We start from the raw sequence: 21,617 nt of genomic DNA, 5'->3' as shown, positions 1-21,617 counted from the left end.
CATACACGACTAAATAGTTACTTTTGTCCGAGAAACCAACTTCCGCTTTATGCCTAAGACAGAGAATCAAATGCTTGTGATTTTTGGTGCATCTGGAGACCTTACAGCTCGTAAGCTCGTCCCAGCTTTGTACAAACTTTATAAAGACAAACATTTACCAGAGCATTTCGTCGTCTTGGGAGTGGCTCGAAGCTTTATGACCGATGAGGATTTTAGAAAACAAGTTGCTCTAGAAAGCAAATATTTAGAAGACAGCGAGGAGTTTATTAAAACATTTTCTGAAAAACTTTTTTACGAAGATCTCCATAAAAAATATGATGTTGATTATAGAGAACTCAATGAGCGCATTCAGGATTTGAATACGACCTATCAATGTGATAACAACTTTATTTTTTATCTCTCTACACCTCCAAGTCTTTTTGAAGCCATAGTAAAAAATCTTACTGCAAAAGGACTCAATGATGAGCGACTAGGCTGGAAGCGATTAATTGTAGAAAAACCATTTGGCTATAGTTTAGAAACAGCAAAGTCTCTCAATGAAGGTTTGCATCGCTATTTTAAGGAGTCGCAGATTTATAGAATAGATCATTATTTAGGTAAAGAAACCGTTCAAAATATTCTTGTCACCAGATTTGCAAATAGCATTTTTGAGCCGCTGTGGAATAGAGATTATATAGATCACGTAGAAATTACAAATGCAGAGAGTGGCGGGGTAGAATCTCGTGGAGGATATTATGATAAGTCTGGAGCTTTGCGTGATATGTTTCAAAGTCATTTATTACAACTAGTTGCAATGCTAGTGATGGAGCCACCTTTAAGTGCAGATCCAGAAGAGATACGTAATGAGAAGCTTAAAGCGTTAAAATCACTACGCTTAATGACAGATCCTGAGACTATAGAGAAGAACACCATAAGAGGACAATATCTAAGTTCAAAAATTAATGGAGAGCGCGTTAACGGCTATCGAGAAGAGGAAGATGTAGATGCAGATAGTATTACAGAAACCTATGCTGCTGTAAAATTTTATGTAGATAATTGGCGATGGGCAGATGTTCCTTTTTACGTGCGCACAGCAAAGAGAATGCCTACTAAAGTAACAGAGGTTGTCATACACTTTAAGTCACCACACCATCAGATTTTTAAAAATTCAAATATTAATAAAGACAATAAGCTCATTATAAGAATACAACCAGATGAAGGTATTCTAATGAAATTTGGTGTAAAAGTACCGGGTCAAGGATTTAAAGTTGAGCGTGGAAATCTCGATTTTTACTACTCTAGTTTGGGAGACACTAATATAATGGAAGCCTATGAACGTTTACTTCTAGATGCCATGCAGGGAGATGCAACATTATATGCAAGAGCAGATGAGGTAGAGGCTGCTTGGCGATTTACAGATCCTATATTGAATTTCTGGAAGTCCAAAAAGGCTAACATTTATGGGTACTCTGCAGGAGTCTGGGGACCACAGCATGCAGATGAGCTTATAGAAGGATCAAATCAATGGCGTAATCCAGGAGCTAACTTAGCAGATGATCCTGATTATTGCGTTATTGACTGTTAAGTTTAATTTCAAACTAACCAGTATTATTTTTATAACTACATTATTTTATGAAACTACATATATCAAAAACTAAACAAGAAGTTGCTCAGGAATTTGCAGATTTTCTTATAGATCTTGCTAGTGATAAACAATCTATAACTGTAGCTCTTTCTGGCGGAAGTACCCCTAAAATAGTTTTTGATCATCTCGCGACTGAGTATAAGCATACTGATTGGTCTAAGTTCCATTTTTACTGGGGAGATGAGCGTTGTGTACCGCCAACAGATAATGATAGTAACTATAAAATGACGGTAGATTATTTATTGTCTAAAATTGAAATTCCGTCAGAAAATATTCACCGAATTTTAGGTGATAACATTCCAGAAGCAGAGGCGTTGCGTTACTCAAAAGAATTAGAGAAAAATTTGCCGCTTGAGAATGAGGTGCCTCAATTTGACCTGGTCATATTAGGTATGGGGGATGATGGTCATACGGCTTCTATATTTCCGCATGAAATGGAGTTGTGGGATGCAACGGAATTTTGTGTGGTAGCCACTCATCCAGAATCTGGACAACAGCGTATTAGTGTGACCGGAGATGTGATTAATAATGCTAAAGCGGTTGCATTTCTAGTCACAGGAGCTTCCAAGAAAGATAAAATAGATGCAATTCTGAATAGCCAAAACGATGATTTAGAGTATCCAGCAAGTTTGGTGTCTCCTCTTTCAGGAGAATTACATTGGTTTATGGATGAGGAAGCAGCACAGGGGATTTATAAATAAGTCAAATTCCTAATTCTTCATATTTGGATATGAATTATGCTTTCGCGAAAGCGTACGAAACCCAATCATAATTTTTCAATACAATATTTTTGCAATCTTAAATTTATTCAATGATAGCAGTAGATAATCTCGCCGTAGAGTTTAGTGGAGACTCCCTTTTTAGCAACGTGTCGTTTACCATTAATGAAAATGATAAAATAGCATTAATGGGTAAAAATGGCGCAGGTAAATCAACCATGATGAAAATCATTGCTGGAGCACAAAAACCTACTAGAGGTAATGTGAGAACTCCCAAGGATGCCGTAATTGCTTATTTACCACAACACCTGTTAACAGACGATGAGTGCACCGTCATGGAAGAAGCTTCAAAAGCTTTCTCACAAGTGCTTGATATGAAGACAGAGATGGATAGGCTCAATAAGGAGTTAGAAACTCGCACAGATTACGAATCTGATGCGTACATGAAAATCATCGCCCAGGTATCAGATTTAGGAGAAAAATATTATGCGATTGAGGAAGTAAATATAGAAGAAGAAGTAGAAAAGGCATTGAGGGGTTTAGGCTTTAAGAGGTCAGATTTTAATAAACCTACAAGCGAGTTTTCTGGAGGATGGCGTATGCGCATAGAGCTGGCAAAAATCTTGCTTGAAAAACCAGATCTTATTTTACTTGATGAGCCTACAAACCACGTAGATATTGAATCTGTTATTTGGCTAGAAGACTTTTTACTCAATAAAGCAAAAGCTGTAATTGTGATCTCTCACGATAAAACATTTATTGATAATATTACTAATAGAACAATTGAGGTCACGATGGGCCGTATTTATGATTACAAGGCAAACTACTCCCATTATTTAGAGTTGCGAGCAGATCGTCGTTTACATCAGATCAAAGCTTACCAAGAGCAACAAAAATTTATTGCAGATAATCAGGCTTTTATTGATCGTTTTAAAGGGACGTATTCTAAAACAAATCAAGTTTCTTCTAGAGAGCGAATGCTAGAAAAACTAGAAATCATTGAGATAGATGAGGTTGACACATCATCACTAGCTTTAAGTTTTCCTCCAGCACCAAGGTCTGGTGATTTTCCCGTAAAAGTTAAAGATCTTTCTAAAAGCTATGATGATCATGTAGTGTTTAGAAATGCAAATATGGATATCGCTCGAGGCGAAAAAGTGAGCTTCGTAGGTAGAAATGGAGAAGGAAAATCTACGATGATTAAGGCTATTCTTGGAGAGATATCAGTAGATGGCCACTGCGAGTTGGGTCATAATGTAAAAGTGGGCTATTTTGCTCAAAACCAAGCTGCGTTACTTGACCCGGAATTAACGGTTTTTCAAACAGTAGATGAAGTTGCCAAAGGAGATATGCGTACCCAAATAAAAAATATATTGGGAAGATTCATGTTTTCTGGGGATCAGATTGATAAAAAGGTAAGTGTACTTTCTGGTGGAGAGCGCACAAGGCTTGCCATGGTAAAACTTTTATTAGAACCAGTGAACCTATTAATTTTAGATGAGCCTACAAATCATCTAGATATCAAGTCAAAAGATGTTCTTAAAGAAGCTTTACAAACGTATGATGGTACATTGATATTGGTTTCTCACGATCGCGACTTCCTTCAAGGCTTGTCTAAAAAGGTTTTTGAATTTAAAGAAAAGCGAGTCATTGAACATTTTGAGACCATCGATGATTTCTTAAAACGTAACCGTATTGAAAATCTTAAGGAGATTGACCTTATAAAATAAGAGTACAGTGCTATATTAATCTAAAGCTGATTTGTATGTTTTTAAACATCTTTCTCTAGCTTCTTTATGATCCACCATTTTCTCTGGATAATCTTCTGTATCCACTTCTGGAACCCATTTTTTAATGTATTTCTTATTCTTATCAAATTTTTCTACTTGAGTCATAGGGTTAAAGATTCTGAAGTATGGAGCAGCATCTACACCAGATCCTGCGGCCCATTGCCAGTTCCCTACGTTTGAGCTCATCTCGTAATCCAATAATTTCTCTGCAAAATAAGTTTCACCCCAACGCCAGTCTATAAGTAAGTGCTTACACAAAAAACTAGCCACTAGCATACGCACTCTGTTGTGCATATATCCAGATTCGTTAAGTTGCCTCATTCCGGCGTCTACAAGCTGGTAGCCTGTTTCTCCATTTTTCCACTTTTCAAATTCATCTTCATTGTTACGCCATTCAATTCGGTCATATTTAGAGCGAAAGGCATTGTCTTTCGTTTCTGGAAAGTGATACAGAATCTGCATAAAAAATTCACGCCAGATGAGTTCACTCCAGAAAACTTCATTTTTCGTTGCAATAGCCTTACGAACCATTTTTCTTACACTCACAGTACCAAATCTCAAATGTGGTCCTAAACGAGAAGTACCATCCTCCGCAGGGAAGTTACGAGTGTCCTCATAATTTTCAATTAAGGTAGGAGTAACATCATAATCAGGAATTTCAATAGTAGATTTTTTAAATCCCAAATCGCTCAAAGTGAGATTGGGGAGTCTGCTATTTTCTATAAGATTACTTAGATCTTGAGAAGTGTAATGCATTTTTAAATCTTGGTCCTCATCAAAATGCTCTTTCCATTTATTTTTATATGGAGTATACACGATATATGGGTCTCCATCATTCTTTACTACTTCATCTTTTTCAAATATGACTTGATCTTTGAAAGTGTGAAAGTCAGTATCTTGATTTTCTAAAAGATTTTTTATCTCTTCATCCCTTTCTTTAGCATACGGTTCATAATCTCTATTTGTATAAACGGCTTGTATGTCATAATCACTTAAAAGTTCTTTGTAAATCTGTTTCGGTTTCCCATAAAACATAGCTAGAGAACTCTTATAATCATCTTGCAACTCATCCCGCATTTTCTGGAGTGTATTGAAAATAAATGTTACACGGGCATCATCTTCAGGTAGCTTATCAAGGATTTCTTTATCAAATATGAATATGGGTAAGACTGGATAATCACCACGCAATGCTTCAAGAAAACCAACATTATCATCAAGCCGAAGATCACGACGAAACCAGAAAATTGAAACTTTTTGTTTTGACATAGATTACTTTTTGATTTGATATTTATTGTTTCGCTTTCGCGAAAGCGAAATTCTACTGAACATTAAGTGTACTCATTCCCCCATCAACACCTAGAACCTGTCCAGTAATCCAGCTGCTTTCATCACTAATTAAGAAGGCAGCAATATTTGCGATATCTTTTGCATCGCCTACTCGTTTTAAAGGGTGGCGATCATCCATCATTTTTCGCTTTTTATCATTATTTAAAAGTCGACTGGCTAGTGAAGTGTCAGTAAGAGATGGTGCAATTACATTCACTCTAAATTTTGGAGCATACTCTGCAGCTAGTGCTTTTGCAAATCCTTCTATGGCACCTTTTGCAGCAGCAACACTTGTATGAAATGGCATTCCCACTTTCACAGCTACCGTACTAAAGAATACGAGGCTTGCCTGCTCAGAGTTTTTAAGATGATCTAATACTTGATGCACGACCTTTATCATACTTAAAAAATTGAGTTCTAGATCTTCTCTAAAAATTTCTGTACTCAAACTTTTAAAAGGTTTAAGGTTTATTGTTCCTGGGCAAAATATAAATCCATCAATGCGTTCTGGTAATTCAGACATATCTAGCTCATCTTTTTCTGTGTCAAATTGAAGATGATTTACATCAAGATTACCGAGGTTTTCTTTAGTACGAGATGCAACATACACAGTATGTTTAGAATGTAGTTTATTGGCAATTTCAAATCCTATCCCATGGCTTCCTCCTATCAAAAGTATATTCTTTCTCATAAGTTTTTTTATTAGTTGAGTATGTCCTGTTTTAGTGTTGTAGAGTCTTGTTTTGGTAGCTGGTAGATTCCAAACTTTTTTTCTAAAGCCGTCTTTCGATATGAAAAAATCTCATCTAATTTTGGTTTTACAAGGTATGGATGTGCAATTCTGCCTAAAAATCCAGCGGGCAACTTGTAATCTACTATATCTTCCATTTCTACACCACCAGGTATTTCTTTTATAAAGTGTTTGTGGTGCCACATAGCGTAGGGGCCATATTTTTGCTCATCAACAAAATATTCTCCTTCTTTTACACTAATAATTTCTGTGACCCATTTTAATTTAAAATTAGCAAGAGGGGTAACGGTATATTGGATTAATTGCCCTGCATACACAGGTCTATCTGCTCCAGAAATGATATTGAAATTCATATAATCTGGAGTAATGGTTGCAAGGTTACGGGCATTAGATAAGAATTCCCAGGCTTCATCTAAAGTTATTGGAAGGTTCTGCTTGGAATGTATTTGGTAAATTTTCATATCACTGTTTATCTAGCTAAAATACAATGATAATGTTTAATAAAATAGAGGCATAAGTTAAACAAAAGACAAAATATGATTTACTTTTCTAGAAAATTATAAGATTTTTTGAGACATCATTTGATCAAAAGTATTTGATTGCTATAACTTTATAAGTGGCATGTAAGTCTTCATTGTTTTAACACTGGCCATCGCAGCATTGTTCATCTTTTACGAGTTTGCAACTAATTACTGCTAGAATAGCACCTATAAATGGCGCTGTCAGGTAGATCCATATCGGCTCCCATTTTCCAGAGAAAATAGCTGGACCTAAGGATCTGGCAGGATTCATAGAAGCATTTGTCATAGGACCTGCAAACATAGCTTCTAGTAATACAATACCACCAATAGCTATACCTGCGATAATACCAATTTCTTTAGCACCAGTCGATACGTTTATAATTACAAGCATAAGAAAAAATGCAAGAAGGATTTCTAGAATAAAGGCTCTGAAATAATCAAAAGAAGGCACTGTACTACCTAAAAACTCACTTTCAGGAAAAAGAAACCATAAAAAAGCTCCGGCTATTGTGGCTCCTACTAGTTGTGCCAAGACATATTTTGGTACTTCTCTCCAAGAAAATTTTTTTGCGTAAGCAAAAGCAACTGTTACTGCGGGGTTGAGGTGAGCACCAGAAATGTCTCCAAATGCGTATATCATACCCATCACTATAAGACCCCAAGTAATCGCGATACCAGGGTGTGTTACAGATCCCGCGGTAATTTCATTAACGCTCATGGCTGCGCAACCACAAAAAACCATTGAAAATGTACCTATAAGCTCGGCGATATAGCGTTTCATATTTGATAGTTTTAAGCAAAGATACGCCTCTGTATATTAAGGTTTAGTTAACAATTAGCTATTAAGAGTGACGTATTTTTGTTGGTATGGATGTTTTAGCGAAAGCATAAAACATCTTTTAACCATTAAAAATAAATATTATGAAAAAATTCTTATTAGTAGCTTTCTTAGGTGTTTTTACCTTGACTGTGACTTCACAAATTGAAACGCCAGCTCCTAGTCCAGCAGCCAAAATAATGCAGAAAGTAGGTCTTACTGACGTGACAGTAGAATATTCACGTCCAGCAATGAGAGATCGTACTATTATGGGAGACCTCGTTCCTTATGGAGCAATGTGGCGTACAGGTGCAAATGCAAATACAACAATAGAATTTTCAACCCCTGTAACTATTGGAGGCAAAGAAATAAAATCTGGTAAATATGCGATCTATACTAAGCCTATGGAAAATGAATGGGAAGTATATTTATACACAGACACTAATAATTGGGGAACTCCAGCAAAATGGGATGATAGTAAAGTAGCTGTTGTAACTAAGGCAAAAGTACAAATGACTAATATACCGGCCGAATCTTTTACGGTAGGAGTAGACCATTTATCTAATGATGGAGCACATTTAACAATGCAATGGGACAAAACGTATGTAGCTGTGCCTTTTGAAGTACCTGCTAATCAAACAGTTCTTGCGAGTATAGATAGAGTGTTGTCTGGGCCAAGTATGGGAGATTATTATAACGCAGCGGTTTACCTTTCAAGCACTGATCAAGATCTTGAGAGAGCTAGCAAGTATATGGAGAAAGCAATGTCTATGAATAAAGAACCTAAGTTTTGGCAATTGCGTCAGCAGTCTTTATTACTTGCAAAAGCAGGAGATAAAAAAGGAGCTATAAAAGCTGCACAAGCTTCCTTAGCAGGAGCTAAAAAAGCAGGGAACATGGATTACATAAAAATGAATAACGACTCTCTTAAAGAGTGGGGAGCTATGTAATAATTTCCATTTCTAAAGTTTTGAAAGCCTTCAGCAATGAGGGCTTTTTTATTTATTAAAATCGAATATAATCACTCAAATGGTTTAAAGCTTCACTTTAAAACTCCTTCCTAACTTCGTATCTTTGTCTAACTTTTAAAAAGAAAATATGAGTTCATATGATGTAGCCGTGATAGGCTCTGGTCCTGGTGGATATGTAGCAGCAATACGTTGTGCACAACTAGGAATGAAAACTGCCATAATAGAAAAATATAGTACACTAGGAGGAACCTGTCTCAATGTGGGATGTATTCCGTCTAAAGCTTTACTGGATTCTTCACACCATTATGAAGATGCCATAAAACATTTTGATGAGCATGGTATTGAGCTAGGAGATGTGAAATTTTCTTTAGAGAAAATGATTGCTCGCAAACAAAGCGTAGTAGATCAAACGACAAAGGGAATTGAATATCTTATGGACAAAAATAAGATTGATGTTTATCAAGGTATGGGTTCTTTTAAAGATGCTACTCATATTCTAGTGAAAGGCGAAAAAGAAACAACTTTAGAGGCAAAAAATATCATTATAGCTACTGGATCTAAACCGAGTACGCTTCCATTTATAACAATCGATAAAGAACGTATTATTACGTCTACAGAAGCTCTTAAACTTCCAGAGGTACCTAAACATCTTATTGTAATAGGTGGAGGAGTAATAGGTCTAGAATTAGGGCAGGTATACAAAAGATTAGGAGCAGAGGTAACGGTTGTGGAATACATGGATCGTATTATCCCAACAATGGATGGTGCGCAAAGTAAGGAAATGCTTAAAGTATTCAAGAAGCAAAAAATGAAATTTGCGCTTTCTCACGGTGTGACTGCCGTTGAGCGTGATGGTGATGAGGTTACTGTGAAGGCAACTGATAAGAAAGGAAAAAAAGTTGAGTTTAAGGGTGATTACGTACTCGTATCTGTAGGGCGTCGTGCGTATACAGACGGACTTAACCTAGATGCAGTAGGTATCAAAACAGATGATCGTGGTCGTGTAGAGGTAGATGAACATTTAAAAACAAATGTTTCAAATATTTATGCCATAGGTGATGTTGTGAAAGGAGCCATGCTTGCGCATAAGGCAGAAGAAGAGGGGGTTGTAGTTGCAGAGCAACTTGCAGGTCAAAAACCACATATAGATTATAATTTAATCCCAGGCGTAGTTTATACATGGCCAGAAGTAGCCTCTGTAGGTAAAACGGAAGAGGAGCTTAAGAACGCTGGCGTTGAGTACAAGTCAGGCCAATTCCCAATGCGTGCTTTGGGACGTAGTCGTGCTAGTGGAGATACAGATGGATTTGTAAAAATTCTAGCAGATAAAACTACAGACGAAGTATTAGGTGTTCATATGGTAGGAGCTCGTGTTGCAGATTTAATTGCAGAGGGAGTAACAGCTATGGAGTTTAGAGCAAGTGCAGAGGATATGGCTCGTATGAGTCATGCGCACCCTACTTATGCAGAAGCTGTTAAAGAAGCCGCACTTGCAGCTACTGATGATAGAGCCTTACATATTTAATTGATTTACGCTTTCGCGAAACCAATAACTAAAAGAGCTCCTTTCAACGAAAGGAGCTCTTTTCTGTTTAAATCAATATTGAAGAGAGATATACGTAGGCTAGACCTATGATGATTGCACTTCCAAAGCTCAACATGGTGCCAATTAAAACATACTCTGTGAGCTTGCGATCCTTTGCTTTTGAAAGATCACCAAAGCGAAACACAGATTTTGCCGTTATAAGTAGTCCAATAGCTTCCCATTGATTCAGTACTATAAATCCAAATACAAATAGACGTTCTAATATTCCAATATACAAGCCAGCTTGGCTAAGGGAATGTTTTAAATCATTTTCCTCAAGAGACCATCTGCTCATTAAGATTTTCATTATCACACCACTCACCGAGGTTAAGCATACAATAGCTAGTATGAATAGTAGGACATCATTTCTATAAACTATACTCATGTCAAAAGAGACTGACCTATAATAGACTAAGACAATCCAGATCATAATGAGGTGTGCCACTTGATCAAGTATAAATAGTAAGCGATCCTTTTTCTTAGAGTACAGACTAAGCTTTGCAAGATCAATCAAATAGTGAGTTGTGGAAATAAATAAATACAACGGCCAGTAGCTTATGTCAAATTGAAAAATGACTAATAAGGCCAAGGTATGTACAGCAATATGCGCATACAAGAACGGAGATTTGTATGTTTTTTTTCTTTTATTCTTCACCCATTTTTCGGGTTGTAATACAAAGTCTCCTATACAATGCGCAAGTAATAACTTAATTAATATAATCATTGTTTAGGTATTAACTGTTTATAATAGTGCTGTATGGCAATTATTTCTTCATAACCACTCCTAGACAGCGTTTCACTCACAGTGCTCTGAGATTTGTTGAGAAGCTGGGCAATTTCTTTTTGTTGTCTATCTGGGTGTTCAATGTATGTTTGGATTAGCTGAGCTACAGAAGGTGTCCAGTTATTTGCCACTAGCATTGCAAGATCTATCATTATGTGAATTGCTTGTAACTCTTGTGTATTATTTGATGTGATAGCCAATGTTTGTTTCTTAAGATTTTCAAAACCTTCACCAGAATGTAAAAATGCGCTGCCATTAGATTCTGTAATTCGTTTTGCTGCGTGATCAATAGTCCCTAAACCTATGGAAATTCGTACATCGATACTTCTGAATTTTTTTATAGTTGCTTTAATGTGTAAGGCTGCTATGAATCCATCAGAGGCAGGGAGCATCAATTGAAAGCTATCTCCGCGGTATATTTCCCAATTTTCAGGGGTAGGTCCATATCGTTCTAAGGTAGATTTTAATTCTGGCATCCAGTTAGTTACTTTTTCCTCACGAGAGTTAATAATGTCACCAGTAAGAACGGCTACTAATTTTTTCATAGCACAAATATATCGTATTTGAAGACGATATGCAAGTATTTCGTATTTAGAGACGATATATTCCTATTTCGTCTTAAAAGACGATATGTGGTGAAATCGTTTACAAGTGCGATATGATAAGAGGGGATGGTTGAAATACCGCTTTCGCGAAAGCGTAACCACATCTATTTTCATTTTATTTGAAACTCACAATATCCAATAATAAACGACTCAATTGTTATTTTTGTAAGATTCAAACTATACATATGTGGTACCGTAAAGCCCTTAAGACATCAATAATATTCTTGTATCTTATCATTATTGCAGGTGCTGTTGTGAGAATGACTGGTAGTGGTATGGGGTGTCCAGATTGGCCACAATGTTTTGGCTATCTAATACCCCCTACAGAGGAGTCAGAAATACAATGGAAACCAAATCATGCCTATGAAGAAGGCCAAGTAATTATACGACAAGAATCTTTACGAATTGCCCCTTCTGATTTTACGACAAAAGACGAGTTTAATGAGGGAAACTGGGAAATATATGAAAAGCATGATTATGCAGTTTTTAATGTATGGCATACTTGGATAGAATATATTAATCGTGTTGTTACTGCCATTGCTGGTATACCTATGCTGTTGATGGTCGTTTTAGCATTTAGCTACTGGAACAGGAAATCTCTTTATATTTTTGGATCATTTTTGGTCTTGCCTCTAATGCTTTTTCAAGCATGGCTTGGGAAGCAAGTGGTAGATTCTAACTTACTTCCTGTAAAAATTACCATACACATGATTGCGGCACTGTTTATCGTTGCTTTATTGCTTTGGTTGTGGCACGCCTCTCAACAAAGAGAAAATCTCCTTACTCAAAAAAAATACAATTCACTCTTTAGTAGTCTCATACTAGTAGCAAGTTTATTAACGCTGGTGCAAATAGCGTTAGGGACACAAGTGCGGCAATATGTGGATGAACGTGTCGCAGAGGTGGGGTATGATGCAAAAAGTCTTTGGTTAGATCCTGCTACATCTTGGTTTTATATACATAGATCTTTTTCTATTCTTGTAACAGTACTTAATATTTATCTCTTCTGGCAAAATAGATCAGTTAGATTGGGGCACACTAAACTGATGAACTGGACATTAGTTTTGATAAGCTTAGAGGTAATTACGGGGATTGCTATGTACTATTTTGATTTTCCCTTTGGTACACAACCGTTACATTTAGTTCTAGCATCATTACTTTTTGGGGTTCAGTTTTATATATTGTTAGAAAGTTTCAAAAAAAGGGAGGTTTCCATAAAGGCAACTTTATAAGAAAGCAAGTATCTTTGCACTCCTTAAACTTAACTGTATGATTTACCGTTTTAGAGCGATTCTAGACACAGAAGAAGACGTTTATCGTGACTTAGAGATAGAAGCGACAGCTACTCTTGAAGATTTACATAATAGCATTAACCAGTCTTTTGGTTTTGATGGGGCAGAGGTTGCTGCATTTTATTTAAGTGACGATACCTGGATGCAAGGAGAGGAGTTTGCCCAGTTTGATATGGGTGAAGGCGAGGGTTCCCTAAGAATAATGAATGAAACGACACTAGATAGTATTTTAGATGAAAAGCAAACACGACTTTTATATGTGTATGATTTCTTAAATATGTGGCGCTTTTTAGTAGAGCTTGCAGAAATTGCAGAGCCAGAGGATGGTGTTACTTATCCTAATTTGATGTATGTGCATGGTCAGATCCCAGATCAGGCACCTCATTTTGAAATGGAAGCTCAAGAAAAAGATGAAGATGAAGATGATGAGTTTAATGATGATTATGATGTTGACGATTTTGACGATCTCAATTTTGATGAGAATTGGAACTAATACATAACATTCATACGCTTAGTATTATTATATGAGTGTACGTAAATAAAATCCTGAAATTTTTAGTAAGAAACTCTTCTTTAATGAATGCATTGAAAAGCTTATTTATCAAAGAATATAATCTTTAAATAAACCCTATGATTAATTTATATAGCGCGCAAATTGAGTCACTATCCATACATAGGGTAGGTAATAAAGGCAAGGCAGAAGGGTTATTTGTATCTCAAGATCCTTACCCTCTAAGTGATGAGTTAACGCCATTAGTAAAGGAGTTTTTCTTTAAGCCTTTTAGAGAGAAAGAAGAGAATTATTATAAATTTTTCCATGAAGAAGATATTACTTTTAATGAGCTGTTTAGCTTAGCACAAAAAGTTTTTGAGAACCCTAGTGCAACGCATTTATTATCTGAAGAGATTGCAAAACATCTTTACGCTCAGAGTGATCATCCACACATCAAAGCAGGAGAGTTATATATCGTTCATTTAGAAGGAGTGCAGATAGATAATATCAAAACAGATGCATTAGGTATTTTTAAAAGCGAATTAAAACAAGACTTTTTGAAATTTCGCGAAAGCGGAACGAACCTTCAAATGATACTTGAACAAGGTATTAATCTCAACAAATTAGACAAAGGGTGCCTAATTTTTAATCATAAAGCAGAGGAAGGATATAAGGTGTTGTCTGTAGATTCTAATAGATATGATACTAAATACTGGCTGGAAAACTTCCTTGGTGTAGAAGCTTTTGAGGACGATAATTTTTATACTAAAAAATATCTCAAGTTTTGTCAAGACTTTGCAAAAGATGTAGTGCTACCTGCAGAGGATAAAAAGGAAGAGGTGTTATTTATGAATAGAGCGGTAAATCATTTTGCAAAAAATGACAAATTTGAAGAGACTGCTTTTATGAATGAAGTAATAGACAATCCAGCGTTGGTGCCAGAATTCCGAAACTATAAAATGGAGCAATCTCCAAAATATAAAATTGAAGATCTAACTAACTTTCCTATCAGTAACTCTGCAGTAAGTACACAGCGTAAAAAAATTAAGAATGTTATTAATTTAGATACAAACATTCAGATTAAAATGGATTTTATAAATCCAGAGAGTGCACAAAAATTTGTAGAGAAGGGCTGGGATGAAGAGAAGCAAATGTATTATTACTTAGTCTATTTTAATAAAGAAGAAAAATAATTAAAAGAGGCTGGAAATACTTTCAGCCTCTTTTAATGTGTTCCATCAACTATACGCTTAACGCTCACATCTTCATAATTTCTTTTTACAAACTCAAGCGCAGCTCTTAAGACAGCTCCCATGTTTGCAGCACGTTTAAATTTAATGTCAGAAGTGAATTCAAATATATCTGCACGTAGTTGTCTTACATTTTGGCGCGAAGAGATAGGATCTGTACTCATCACTCTCAGTAATCGGGTTAATCTTTTTTTACCATTTAAAATTCTTTTAGCAAGTAAGGCTCTTTCCTCGTTACGATACTGTTCAATAGAGCGATTATCTAACCTTTTTGCTACCAGTCTTACATACTTAATATTCTCTTTAAAAATAGCTGGTTGGTATACTTTAAAGTTCCCTTCATAACACTGTTGATCAAAGTCAATAGCTCTAATTTTATACCGTACATGATCAAAATCATGCGTAGGTATAACTACAAAATTATAAGAACGCATATCACCTAAAAGAGTGATCATACAGCGCTCATTAAATTTTACAAACTCTTTTGCAATCTGAGCTAGTCCTAAATCATCACAATGTTGCAGATGATTATTTATAAATTCATCGCCTGGTATCCCCGCAATATGCTCTTCTATGAGGGTATTTTCAAAAACTAAGAAATTGATCCTGTTTGGAGAAAGAATATGCTCAAGTTCTAGTCCATATATACGGCTTGCATCTGCCTGTTTTACGTAGAAATAGACGTAGTTGTTGTTATATACATTCATTATTTTAATCCGGAAAGGTTTTGAATTTCCGAACGTACAAAAGTCAATGGCGTCTATTTTTAGATAGTCAAAAACATTCTCATTACCATCAGAGTGGAGTTGAGTGTATATGCGTTTGAGATTATACTCAATCTCATCTTGTTCGAATTCTGGATAATAAACACGTATCCACAGCGTATCATTTTCGTGTTTGTCGTATACGGTAATTCCTCCTGTAAATCTTAGTAAATCTTGGTAAGAAATTGAAACTTGTGTTTTACGGGCAAATGTCTTTAAATAGGCATCGAGCTTCTCCCTGACGGGATAAGACGGCTTTTTCTTTGACATTAATTTATCATCCATGGAGCGTATTTCTTTTGGTAAAGATACTAAAGGCTTGTAACAAAAAGTAAACTACACCGTCTTGTTAATAACTAGCAACCTAAAACTATTTCACATTTGGAAACGATATTAACAATCAATAACCTGACTAAGCATTTTGGTCTTGTAAAAGCTGTAAGTGATCTTTCATTTACTATAGAAAAGGGAAATGTCTATGGCATTTTAGGACCTAATGGTAGTGGTAAGTCTACAACACTAGGGATGGTGCTTAATGTGGTAAATCCAACTTCAGGAAATTTCCATTGGTTTGACGGAAAAGGAACCACACACGAAGCTCTCAAGAAAGTAGGAGCGATCATAGAACGACCAAACTTTTACCCTTATATGACTGCAGAGCAAAACCTTGCTTTAGTTTGTAAAATAAAAGGAGTGTCTTCAGATAAGATTTCAGAAAAGCTAGAAGTCGTTGGGTTATTAGATCGTATGCATAGCAAATTTAGCACCTATTCATTAGGAATGAAGCAGCGCTTAGCGATAGCTTCTGCACTTCTTAACGATCCAGAGATATTAATCCTTGATGAACCTACAAATGGTTTAGATCCTCAGGGAATTCACCAAATAAGGCAGATAATAAAAAAAATTGCAGCAGGAGGTACTACAATTTTACTAGCATCTCACTTGCTTGACGAAGTAGAAAAAGTATGTACACATGTTGTTATTTTACGTAAAGGAGTAAAGCTGTATTCAGGTAGGGTAGATGCAATGAATGCTAGTAACGGTTTCTTTGAATTGCGAGCAGATAATCTAGAATTGCTTAAATCTTATTTAGAGGACCATTCTGACTTTGGCGAAGTTAAATTAGAAGGAGATCTCTTGACTGGATTTCTAGCAAACCCGCTTGAAGCGAAAACATTAAACTCGCAATTACATCGAGAGGGGATTACTCTGACACACCTAGTCAAACGAAAAGAAAGTCTTGAAGAACAATTCTTAGAATTAACTAAAAACTAAAAAACCAAATGTTACGATTACTAACCATAGAATATCATAAGCTTAAGCATAGTAGGACCTCAAAAGTCTTAATTATAGGATACTTTATATTACTCTCTGCTATAGCATTATTAGCTTCAATAAAGTTTAATATATTCGGTGCAGAGTTTAGACTTGCAGATCAAGGAATTTTTAATTTTCCATATATCTGGCACTTTAATACCTTTATGGCAGCCATACTCAAGTTTTTTCTTGCAGTGGTGATTGTCTCCATGACTGCAAATGAATATAGTAATAGAACACTTAAACAAAATTTAATAGATGGTCTCAGTAAAAAGGAGTTTATACTATCAAAGTTTGTTACCGTAATAGTTTTTTCTGCCATATCTACTATATTCATTTTCATACTCAATTTAATTTTAGGATTTTCATTCTCAGATTTTAATGAAGCATCTATCGTTTTTACTGGATTGGAATTTCTTTTTGGATTCTTTTTAAAATTAGTTGCTTTCTTCTCCTTCTGTTTGTTCTTAGGGATACTCATCAAGCGTTCTGCTTTCGCACTTGGATTTCTGCTTTTTTGGTGGATTTTTGAATGGATAATTTGGCTTGGAACTGCATACGTGTCTACAAAAGAAATTGCTTGGCAGGTATGGGATTTCCTTCCGCTGGGTTCTATGTGGAATTTAATAAATGAACCATTCACGAGGTTAGAGATTGTTCAAACTGCAGCAACCCAGTTGCAAACAGAAATGGTGATGGACTATGGCGTGGAGTGGTATGAGATAGCCATCGTTTGTGTATGGATATTCATATTCATATATAGCAGTTTTGCATTACTTAAAAAGAGAGATTTATAATTGTATTCGCTTTCGCGAAAGCGAATATATTGTTACAAAAAGACGTGATCTATTGGATTACGTCTTTTTTTTGATTGCTAAGTCATTGTAAGACACCTTCAATCCTAAAAAAAGAAGTATTTTCGCGCAGATAACGTTATGACATTTAAAGACCTCAACCTCAACAAATTTCTTTGGAACGCCCTCGATGATATGGGCTTCACAACCCCTACACCTATTCAGCAGGATGCACTTGCGCCAGTGATGTCTGGTAATGATGTGGTAGGAATAGCTCAAACAGGTACGGGTAAGACCTTTGCCTATTTATTACCCATCTTACGTACGTTGCCATATTCAAGGCAAGAAAATCCAAGAGTTTTAATTTTAGTGCCCACTCGTGAACTTGTTTTACAAGTTGTAAGTGAACTCGAAAAACTTTCTAAATATATAGATGTTCGTATTGCAGGGGTGTATGGAGGTGCAAATATCAATACTCAAAAAGCTCTAATTGCCGAGGGCCAAGATATCGTGGTTGCTACTCCTGGTCGTTTATATGACTTAGCTGTGAGTAGAGTGCTACAACTTAAATCTATTCAAAAAGTAGTTATTGATGAGGTAGATGTGATGCTAGACTTAGGTTTTCGCCCACAATTGATGAATATTTTTGATATTTTGCCAGTACGTAGGCAGCATATAATGTTTAGTGCTACGATGACAGAAGATGTAGATGAACTTATTAAAGATTATTTTAGTAATCCGAAATTTATTAAGGTTGCACGTAGCGGTACACCCTTAAAGAATATTACTCAAGTGAGTTATAAGATGCCTAACTTTTATACAAAAGTTAATTTCTTATTAGATGAGCTTGTTTCAACTAAAAAATACCCTAAAGTGCTTTTGTTTGTACGCGATAAGCGTATGGCAGATAGACTTTACCTAAAGCTCGAAGAGGCTTTCCCAGGTCAGGTAGACTTGATACACTCAAACAAGACTCAAAACTACCGTATAAACAGTATCAATTCCTTCTCAGAAGGTAAAGTACGGATGATGGTTGCTACAGATGTGATGGCTCGTGGACTAGATATTGACGATATTACTCACGTTATAAATGTTGACACACCACGCTTTCCAGAAAATTATTTACATAGAATAGGTCGTACGGGTAGGGCGCAAAGAGAAGGTATCTCTATTGTTTTTTCTACTCCAGAAGAAGAGAAGTTTTTAGAAGAGATTGAACTGCTTATGGGAATTAAGGTTCCTGAAAAGGCATTGCCAGAAGATCTCGAAATTTCAAAGGAGCTTACACCAGAAGAGCGCCCAGAGGCAAAGGAAATTTTTAACCCACATAAGTGGAATAAGAATGACGAAGATGCTCCAGGACCTGCTTTTCATGAGAAAAGTGAGAAGAATAGTAAGATGAACCTAGGAGGTTCATATAGACGTGAGATTGCCAAAAAATATAAAAAGCCTAAAACAAAAGGTGATAAAAATTACAATAAAAGAAATAAAAGAAAATAATGTTTAAAAAGTCGCTACAACTTTTAGTCATTATTTCTTTTTTGTGTTTCCAGCAATCTTGTTGGGATGGCAGTGATTCTAACATACAGCCATATGTGAGACCTTTAGAAATTGTAAAATTATCAGAGAATGATTTTCTACATGTTTCGTATCTCAAAGATGGTAAGGGAGGCTATATTCCTTGCAATGGCTTCTTTAGAAAAGAAGGAAGTGAAGTCTTTGTATTTGACACACCTCTTAATGATTCTATTTCAGAGCAACTTATAGCCTATATTACAAGAGATTTGAAATCTGAGATCAAAGCGGTAATGGTGAGCCATTCTCATAATGATGCAGCCGGGGGAATAAACGCTTTTGTCAAAGCTAATATTCCAACATATGCGTCATTAAAAACCACTCAACTGCTGGCCAAAGATTCTATCTTTTTGAGTCATTCATTTGAGATGGTAGATAGTCTTTTTTTAGGTACTAATAAAATTTCTATGTTTTACCCAGGGGCTGGACATACGAATGACAATGCTGTCGCCTATATTGAAAATGATCATATTTTATTGGGTGGATGTTTAATTAAACCAGTAGATGGTTCTAAGGGGAATCTAGCAGATGCATCTATAGCAGAATGGTCGAATACAATAAGAAAGGTTAAAGAAACCTACCCTAACACGCGACTTATAATTCCAGGACATGGTAGAAGAGGAGGTGAAGAATTGTTGGATTACACAATAAGATTGTTTGAAGATAATTTTGCTAAAGTTTCAAAGAGCTTGTTGTATTAATATAGATAATCCATACTCAATCTATATTGTGAGTCTACTTTCTTAGATTTTAATATTTGAGTATCTTCATCATAATTAACATGACTTTTATCTTTTTAAAATAAACTATGGAGGACAATAAAAAAATGGCTGGTAAGGAGCCAATAGCTTGCGAAGTTGTTGCAGGAAAGAAATATTCTTGGTGTACTTGCGGTCACTCAGAAAACCAACCCTACTGTGACGGAGGTCACAAAGCAGCAGAGAGTACTCCAAGCCTTAGGTTTGAAGCAGAACAAACTGGAACTGTTTATTTGTGTACATGTAAGATGACGATGAATCCACCGTATTGCGATGGTACACACAAAACTTGCTAAATATTATTTTAGCAACATATTTGGAATAAAAATCCCGAAATCTCTCAATGAATTTTCGGGATTTTTATTTCGAATTTAATTTTATAAAAAAAATAAGACTCAGGATTTTTTTAAGCCCATTTCATTTGCTTTTTCAAGCATATATGCTATTGCAGCTTCTTTGTCATTAGGGATCTCACCTTCAAGAATTGCTTCTTTAATTGCTTCTTTCAAAGTCCCAATCTCACGTGAAGGTTTTAAATTGAAACGTTCCATAATTTCTTTTCCAGAGACAGGCGGCTGAAAGTTACGTATATGGTCACGTTCTTCTACCTCTTTCATCTTCTCACGTACAATTTGAAAATTGTTGTGGTATTTCTTGAATTTCCGAGGATTCTTAGTCGTTATATCTGCTTCACATAAAGTCATTAAATCTTCTATGTGGTCGCCAGCATCAAAAATTAATCGACGCACAGCACTATCTGTCACATGGTCTTCTGAGATAATAATAGGTCTAGAGCTCATCAAAACAAGTTTTTGAACTAACTTCATTTTATCATTTAAGGGCATCTTAAGACGCTTAAATAGTTTGTAAACCATTTTTGAGCCTACAAATTCGTGACCATGAAACGTCCACCCCACTTTTTTTGAAAAACGTTTAGTAGGCGCTTTCCCTATATCGTGTAACAGGGCTGCCCATCGTAACCATAAATCATCGGTATGTTTTGAAATGTTGTCTACTACTTCAAGTGTATGATAAAAGTTGTCTTTGTGTTTTTGGCCCTCTTTTTCATCGATTCCCTTGAGTGCAGTAAGTTCTGGAAGTATATGCTGGAGAATTCTAGTTTTTTCTAATAACAAAAATCCTTTTGACGGGACATCGCTCAGCATGATTTTATGAAGCTCGTCTACTATACGTTCGTTAGTAATAATTTTTATACGATCTGCATTGCGAGTTATAGATTCTATGGAGCTGCGCTCTATCATAAAATCTAGCTGGGTAGCAAATCTTATTGCACGCATCATCCGTAAGGGGTCGTCGCTGTAAGTAATATCTGGATCAAGAGGAGTCCTTATAATTTTACGCTCAAGGTCGCTTAGTCCATTAAAGGGATCTATTAGCTCTCCATATCCATCACTATTTAACTTTATCGCAAGCGCGTTTATAGTAAAATCCCTACGATTTTGATCGTCTTCTAGCGTTCCATCTTCTACAATAGGATTACGGCTGTCTTGTGCATAAGATTCTTTACGAGCTCCTACAAATTCTACATCAATGTCATTAGATTTGAGCATCGCAGTACCGTAAGTCTTAAAGACTTGTATCTTTGGTTTACTTGGTAATAAATCTGAAACTTTTCTTGCTAGTTTAATACCACTTCCAATGGCAACAATATCAATATCCTTCTCTTTTCCGCGTTTTAAGAGGAAATCTCTCACAAAGCCCCCTATTACGTAAGATTCTAGAGATAAATCATCTGCTGCCTTAGTAATTGTATTAAATATTGAATTGGAAAGTGCTTTTTTTAAATTCATTGGTACTAATAAAATGTCTTGTAATAATTTTTAGCCAGTGCTAGATATTAAATCATTACAAATGATCTTT

The 21,617-nt window shown here is 35.8% G+C and carries 21 protein-coding genes; 13 read left to right on the top strand and 8 right to left on the bottom strand.

Features of this window, described 5'->3' with window-relative positions; translation table 11 throughout:
* Window positions 1-49: 49 nt before the first annotated feature.
* The 3 genes from zwf to OD90_RS04635 all read left to right on the top strand — a co-directional run bounded on the left by zwf (window position 50) and on the right by OD90_RS04635 (window position 4,073).
* Window positions 50-1,564 (top strand): glucose-6-phosphate dehydrogenase, encoded by a 1,515-nt coding sequence (gene zwf, locus OD90_RS04645; protein ID WP_144667278.1) that lies wholly within the window; start codon window positions 50-52, stop codon window positions 1,562-1,564.
* A 47-nt stretch (window positions 1,565-1,611) separates the two neighbouring features.
* Window positions 1,612-2,325, top strand: a complete 714-nt coding sequence (pgl, locus tag OD90_RS04640) for a 6-phosphogluconolactonase (protein WP_144667275.1) — start codon at window positions 1,612-1,614, stop codon at window positions 2,323-2,325.
* Between the two features lie 110 nt (window positions 2,326-2,435).
* Window positions 2,436-4,073 (top strand): ABC-F family ATP-binding cassette domain-containing protein, encoded by a 1,638-nt coding sequence (locus OD90_RS04635; RefSeq protein WP_144667272.1) that lies wholly within the window; start codon window positions 2,436-2,438, stop codon window positions 4,071-4,073.
* A gap of 15 nt (window positions 4,074-4,088) precedes the next feature.
* Here the strand turns inward: OD90_RS04635 and OD90_RS04630 are convergent, their stop codons facing one another.
* From OD90_RS04630 to OD90_RS04615, 4 genes are all read right to left on the bottom strand, one after another.
* On the bottom strand, window positions 4,089-5,399 hold the full coding sequence (locus OD90_RS04630; RefSeq protein WP_144667269.1) for a cryptochrome/photolyase family protein: 1,311 nt from the start codon (window positions 5,397-5,399) through the stop codon (window positions 4,089-4,091).
* A gap of 52 nt (window positions 5,400-5,451) precedes the next feature.
* Complete coding sequence (locus OD90_RS04625) at window positions 5,452-6,150, bottom strand: SDR family NAD(P)-dependent oxidoreductase (protein WP_144667266.1); 699 nt, start codon at window positions 6,148-6,150, stop codon at window positions 5,452-5,454.
* A gap of 11 nt (window positions 6,151-6,161) precedes the next feature.
* Window positions 6,162-6,671 carry an SRPBCC family protein gene (locus OD90_RS04620; protein WP_144667263.1) on the bottom strand — a complete coding sequence of 170 codons (510 nt, stop codon included), beginning with the start codon at window positions 6,669-6,671 and terminating at the stop codon, window positions 6,162-6,164.
* 178 nt (window positions 6,672-6,849) lie between these two features.
* Window positions 6,850-7,512 carry an MIP/aquaporin family protein gene (locus OD90_RS04615; RefSeq protein WP_144667260.1) on the bottom strand — a complete coding sequence of 221 codons (663 nt, stop codon included), beginning with the start codon at window positions 7,510-7,512 and terminating at the stop codon, window positions 6,850-6,852.
* Window positions 7,513-7,652: 140 nt separating this feature from the next.
* Between OD90_RS04615 and OD90_RS04610 the strand changes: the two genes are divergently transcribed.
* Together OD90_RS04610 and lpdA are read left to right on the top strand one after the other, a co-directional pair.
* A complete protein-coding gene (locus OD90_RS04610) occupies window positions 7,653-8,498 on the top strand; it encodes a DUF2911 domain-containing protein (protein WP_144667258.1) in 846 nt (281 codons plus the stop codon).
* A gap of 148 nt (window positions 8,499-8,646) precedes the next feature.
* Complete coding sequence (gene lpdA, locus OD90_RS04605) at window positions 8,647-10,044, top strand: dihydrolipoyl dehydrogenase (RefSeq protein ID WP_144667255.1); 1,398 nt, start codon at window positions 8,647-8,649, stop codon at window positions 10,042-10,044.
* Window positions 10,045-10,111: 67 nt separating this feature from the next.
* Here lpdA and OD90_RS04600 read toward each other — a convergent pair whose 3' ends face one another.
* Together OD90_RS04600 and OD90_RS04595 are read right to left on the bottom strand one after the other, a co-directional pair.
* Window positions 10,112-10,828: a DUF3307 domain-containing protein gene (locus OD90_RS04600; RefSeq protein WP_144667252.1), complete on the bottom strand. Its 717-nt coding sequence runs from the start codon at window positions 10,826-10,828 to the stop codon at window positions 10,112-10,114.
* Window positions 10,825-11,433: a SatD family protein gene (locus tag OD90_RS04595; RefSeq protein ID WP_144667250.1), complete on the bottom strand. Its 609-nt coding sequence runs from the start codon at window positions 11,431-11,433 to the stop codon at window positions 10,825-10,827. Before OD90_RS04595 ends, OD90_RS04600 begins: the two co-directional genes overlap by 4 nt.
* A 245-nt stretch (window positions 11,434-11,678) precedes the next feature.
* Between OD90_RS04595 and OD90_RS04590 the strand changes: the two genes are divergently transcribed.
* The 3 genes from OD90_RS04590 (at window position 11,679) to OD90_RS04580 (ending at window position 14,471) form a co-directional block, all read left to right on the top strand.
* Window positions 11,679-12,725, top strand: a complete 1,047-nt coding sequence (locus tag OD90_RS04590; RefSeq protein WP_144667247.1) for a COX15/CtaA family protein — start codon at window positions 11,679-11,681, stop codon at window positions 12,723-12,725.
* A 37-nt stretch (window positions 12,726-12,762) separates the two neighbouring features.
* A complete protein-coding gene (locus OD90_RS04585) occupies window positions 12,763-13,278 on the top strand; it encodes an IS1096 element passenger TnpR family protein (RefSeq protein WP_144667244.1) in 516 nt (171 codons plus the stop codon).
* Between the two features lie 137 nt (window positions 13,279-13,415).
* Complete coding sequence (locus OD90_RS04580) at window positions 13,416-14,471, top strand: nucleoid-associated protein (protein WP_144667241.1); 1,056 nt, start codon at window positions 13,416-13,418, stop codon at window positions 14,469-14,471.
* Window positions 14,472-14,503: 32 nt separating this feature from the next.
* On the opposite strand, the gene OD90_RS04575 is transcribed toward OD90_RS04580, so the two are convergent.
* A complete protein-coding gene (locus OD90_RS04575) occupies window positions 14,504-15,577 on the bottom strand; it encodes a hypothetical protein (protein WP_144667238.1) in 1,074 nt (357 codons plus the stop codon).
* Between the two features lie 96 nt (window positions 15,578-15,673).
* Here OD90_RS04575 and OD90_RS04570 point away from each other — a divergent pair, with 96 nt between their 5' ends.
* From OD90_RS04570 to OD90_RS04550, 5 genes are all read left to right on the top strand, one after another.
* Window positions 15,674-16,567 (top strand): ABC transporter ATP-binding protein, encoded by an 894-nt coding sequence (locus OD90_RS04570; RefSeq protein WP_144667235.1) that lies wholly within the window; start codon window positions 15,674-15,676, stop codon window positions 16,565-16,567.
* Window positions 16,568-16,575: 8 nt separating this feature from the next.
* The gene (locus tag OD90_RS04565; protein ID WP_144667232.1) at window positions 16,576-17,406 is read left to right on the top strand and encodes an ABC transporter permease; all 831 of its coding nucleotides are present in this window, start codon (window positions 16,576-16,578) and stop codon (window positions 17,404-17,406) included.
* Window positions 17,407-17,544: 138 nt separating this feature from the next.
* Window positions 17,545-18,903, top strand: a complete 1,359-nt coding sequence (locus OD90_RS04560; RefSeq protein ID WP_144667229.1) for a DEAD/DEAH box helicase — start codon at window positions 17,545-17,547, stop codon at window positions 18,901-18,903.
* Window positions 18,903-19,679 carry a subclass B1 metallo-beta-lactamase gene (gene bla, locus OD90_RS04555; RefSeq protein WP_144667226.1) on the top strand — a complete coding sequence of 259 codons (777 nt, stop codon included), beginning with the start codon at window positions 18,903-18,905 and terminating at the stop codon, window positions 19,677-19,679. Before OD90_RS04560 ends, bla begins: the two co-directional genes overlap by 1 nt.
* Before the next feature lie 107 nt (window positions 19,680-19,786).
* Entirely contained in the window at window positions 19,787-20,032 is a 246-nt protein-coding gene (locus OD90_RS04550) for a CDGSH iron-sulfur domain-containing protein (protein WP_144667223.1), read from the top strand.
* A 99-nt stretch (window positions 20,033-20,131) separates the two neighbouring features.
* Here OD90_RS04550 and OD90_RS04545 read toward each other — a convergent pair whose 3' ends face one another.
* On the bottom strand, window positions 20,132-21,547 hold the full coding sequence (locus OD90_RS04545; protein WP_144667220.1) for a CCA tRNA nucleotidyltransferase: 1,416 nt from the start codon (window positions 21,545-21,547) through the stop codon (window positions 20,132-20,134).
* Window positions 21,548-21,617: the final 70 nt, after the last annotated feature.

This window comes from Dokdonia sp. Hel_I_53 (assembly GCF_007827465.1).
In the GTDB taxonomy this organism is placed as follows: Bacteria; Bacteroidota; Bacteroidia; order Flavobacteriales; family Flavobacteriaceae; genus Dokdonia.
This window is presented reverse-complemented; position numbering and strand designations above follow the sequence as displayed.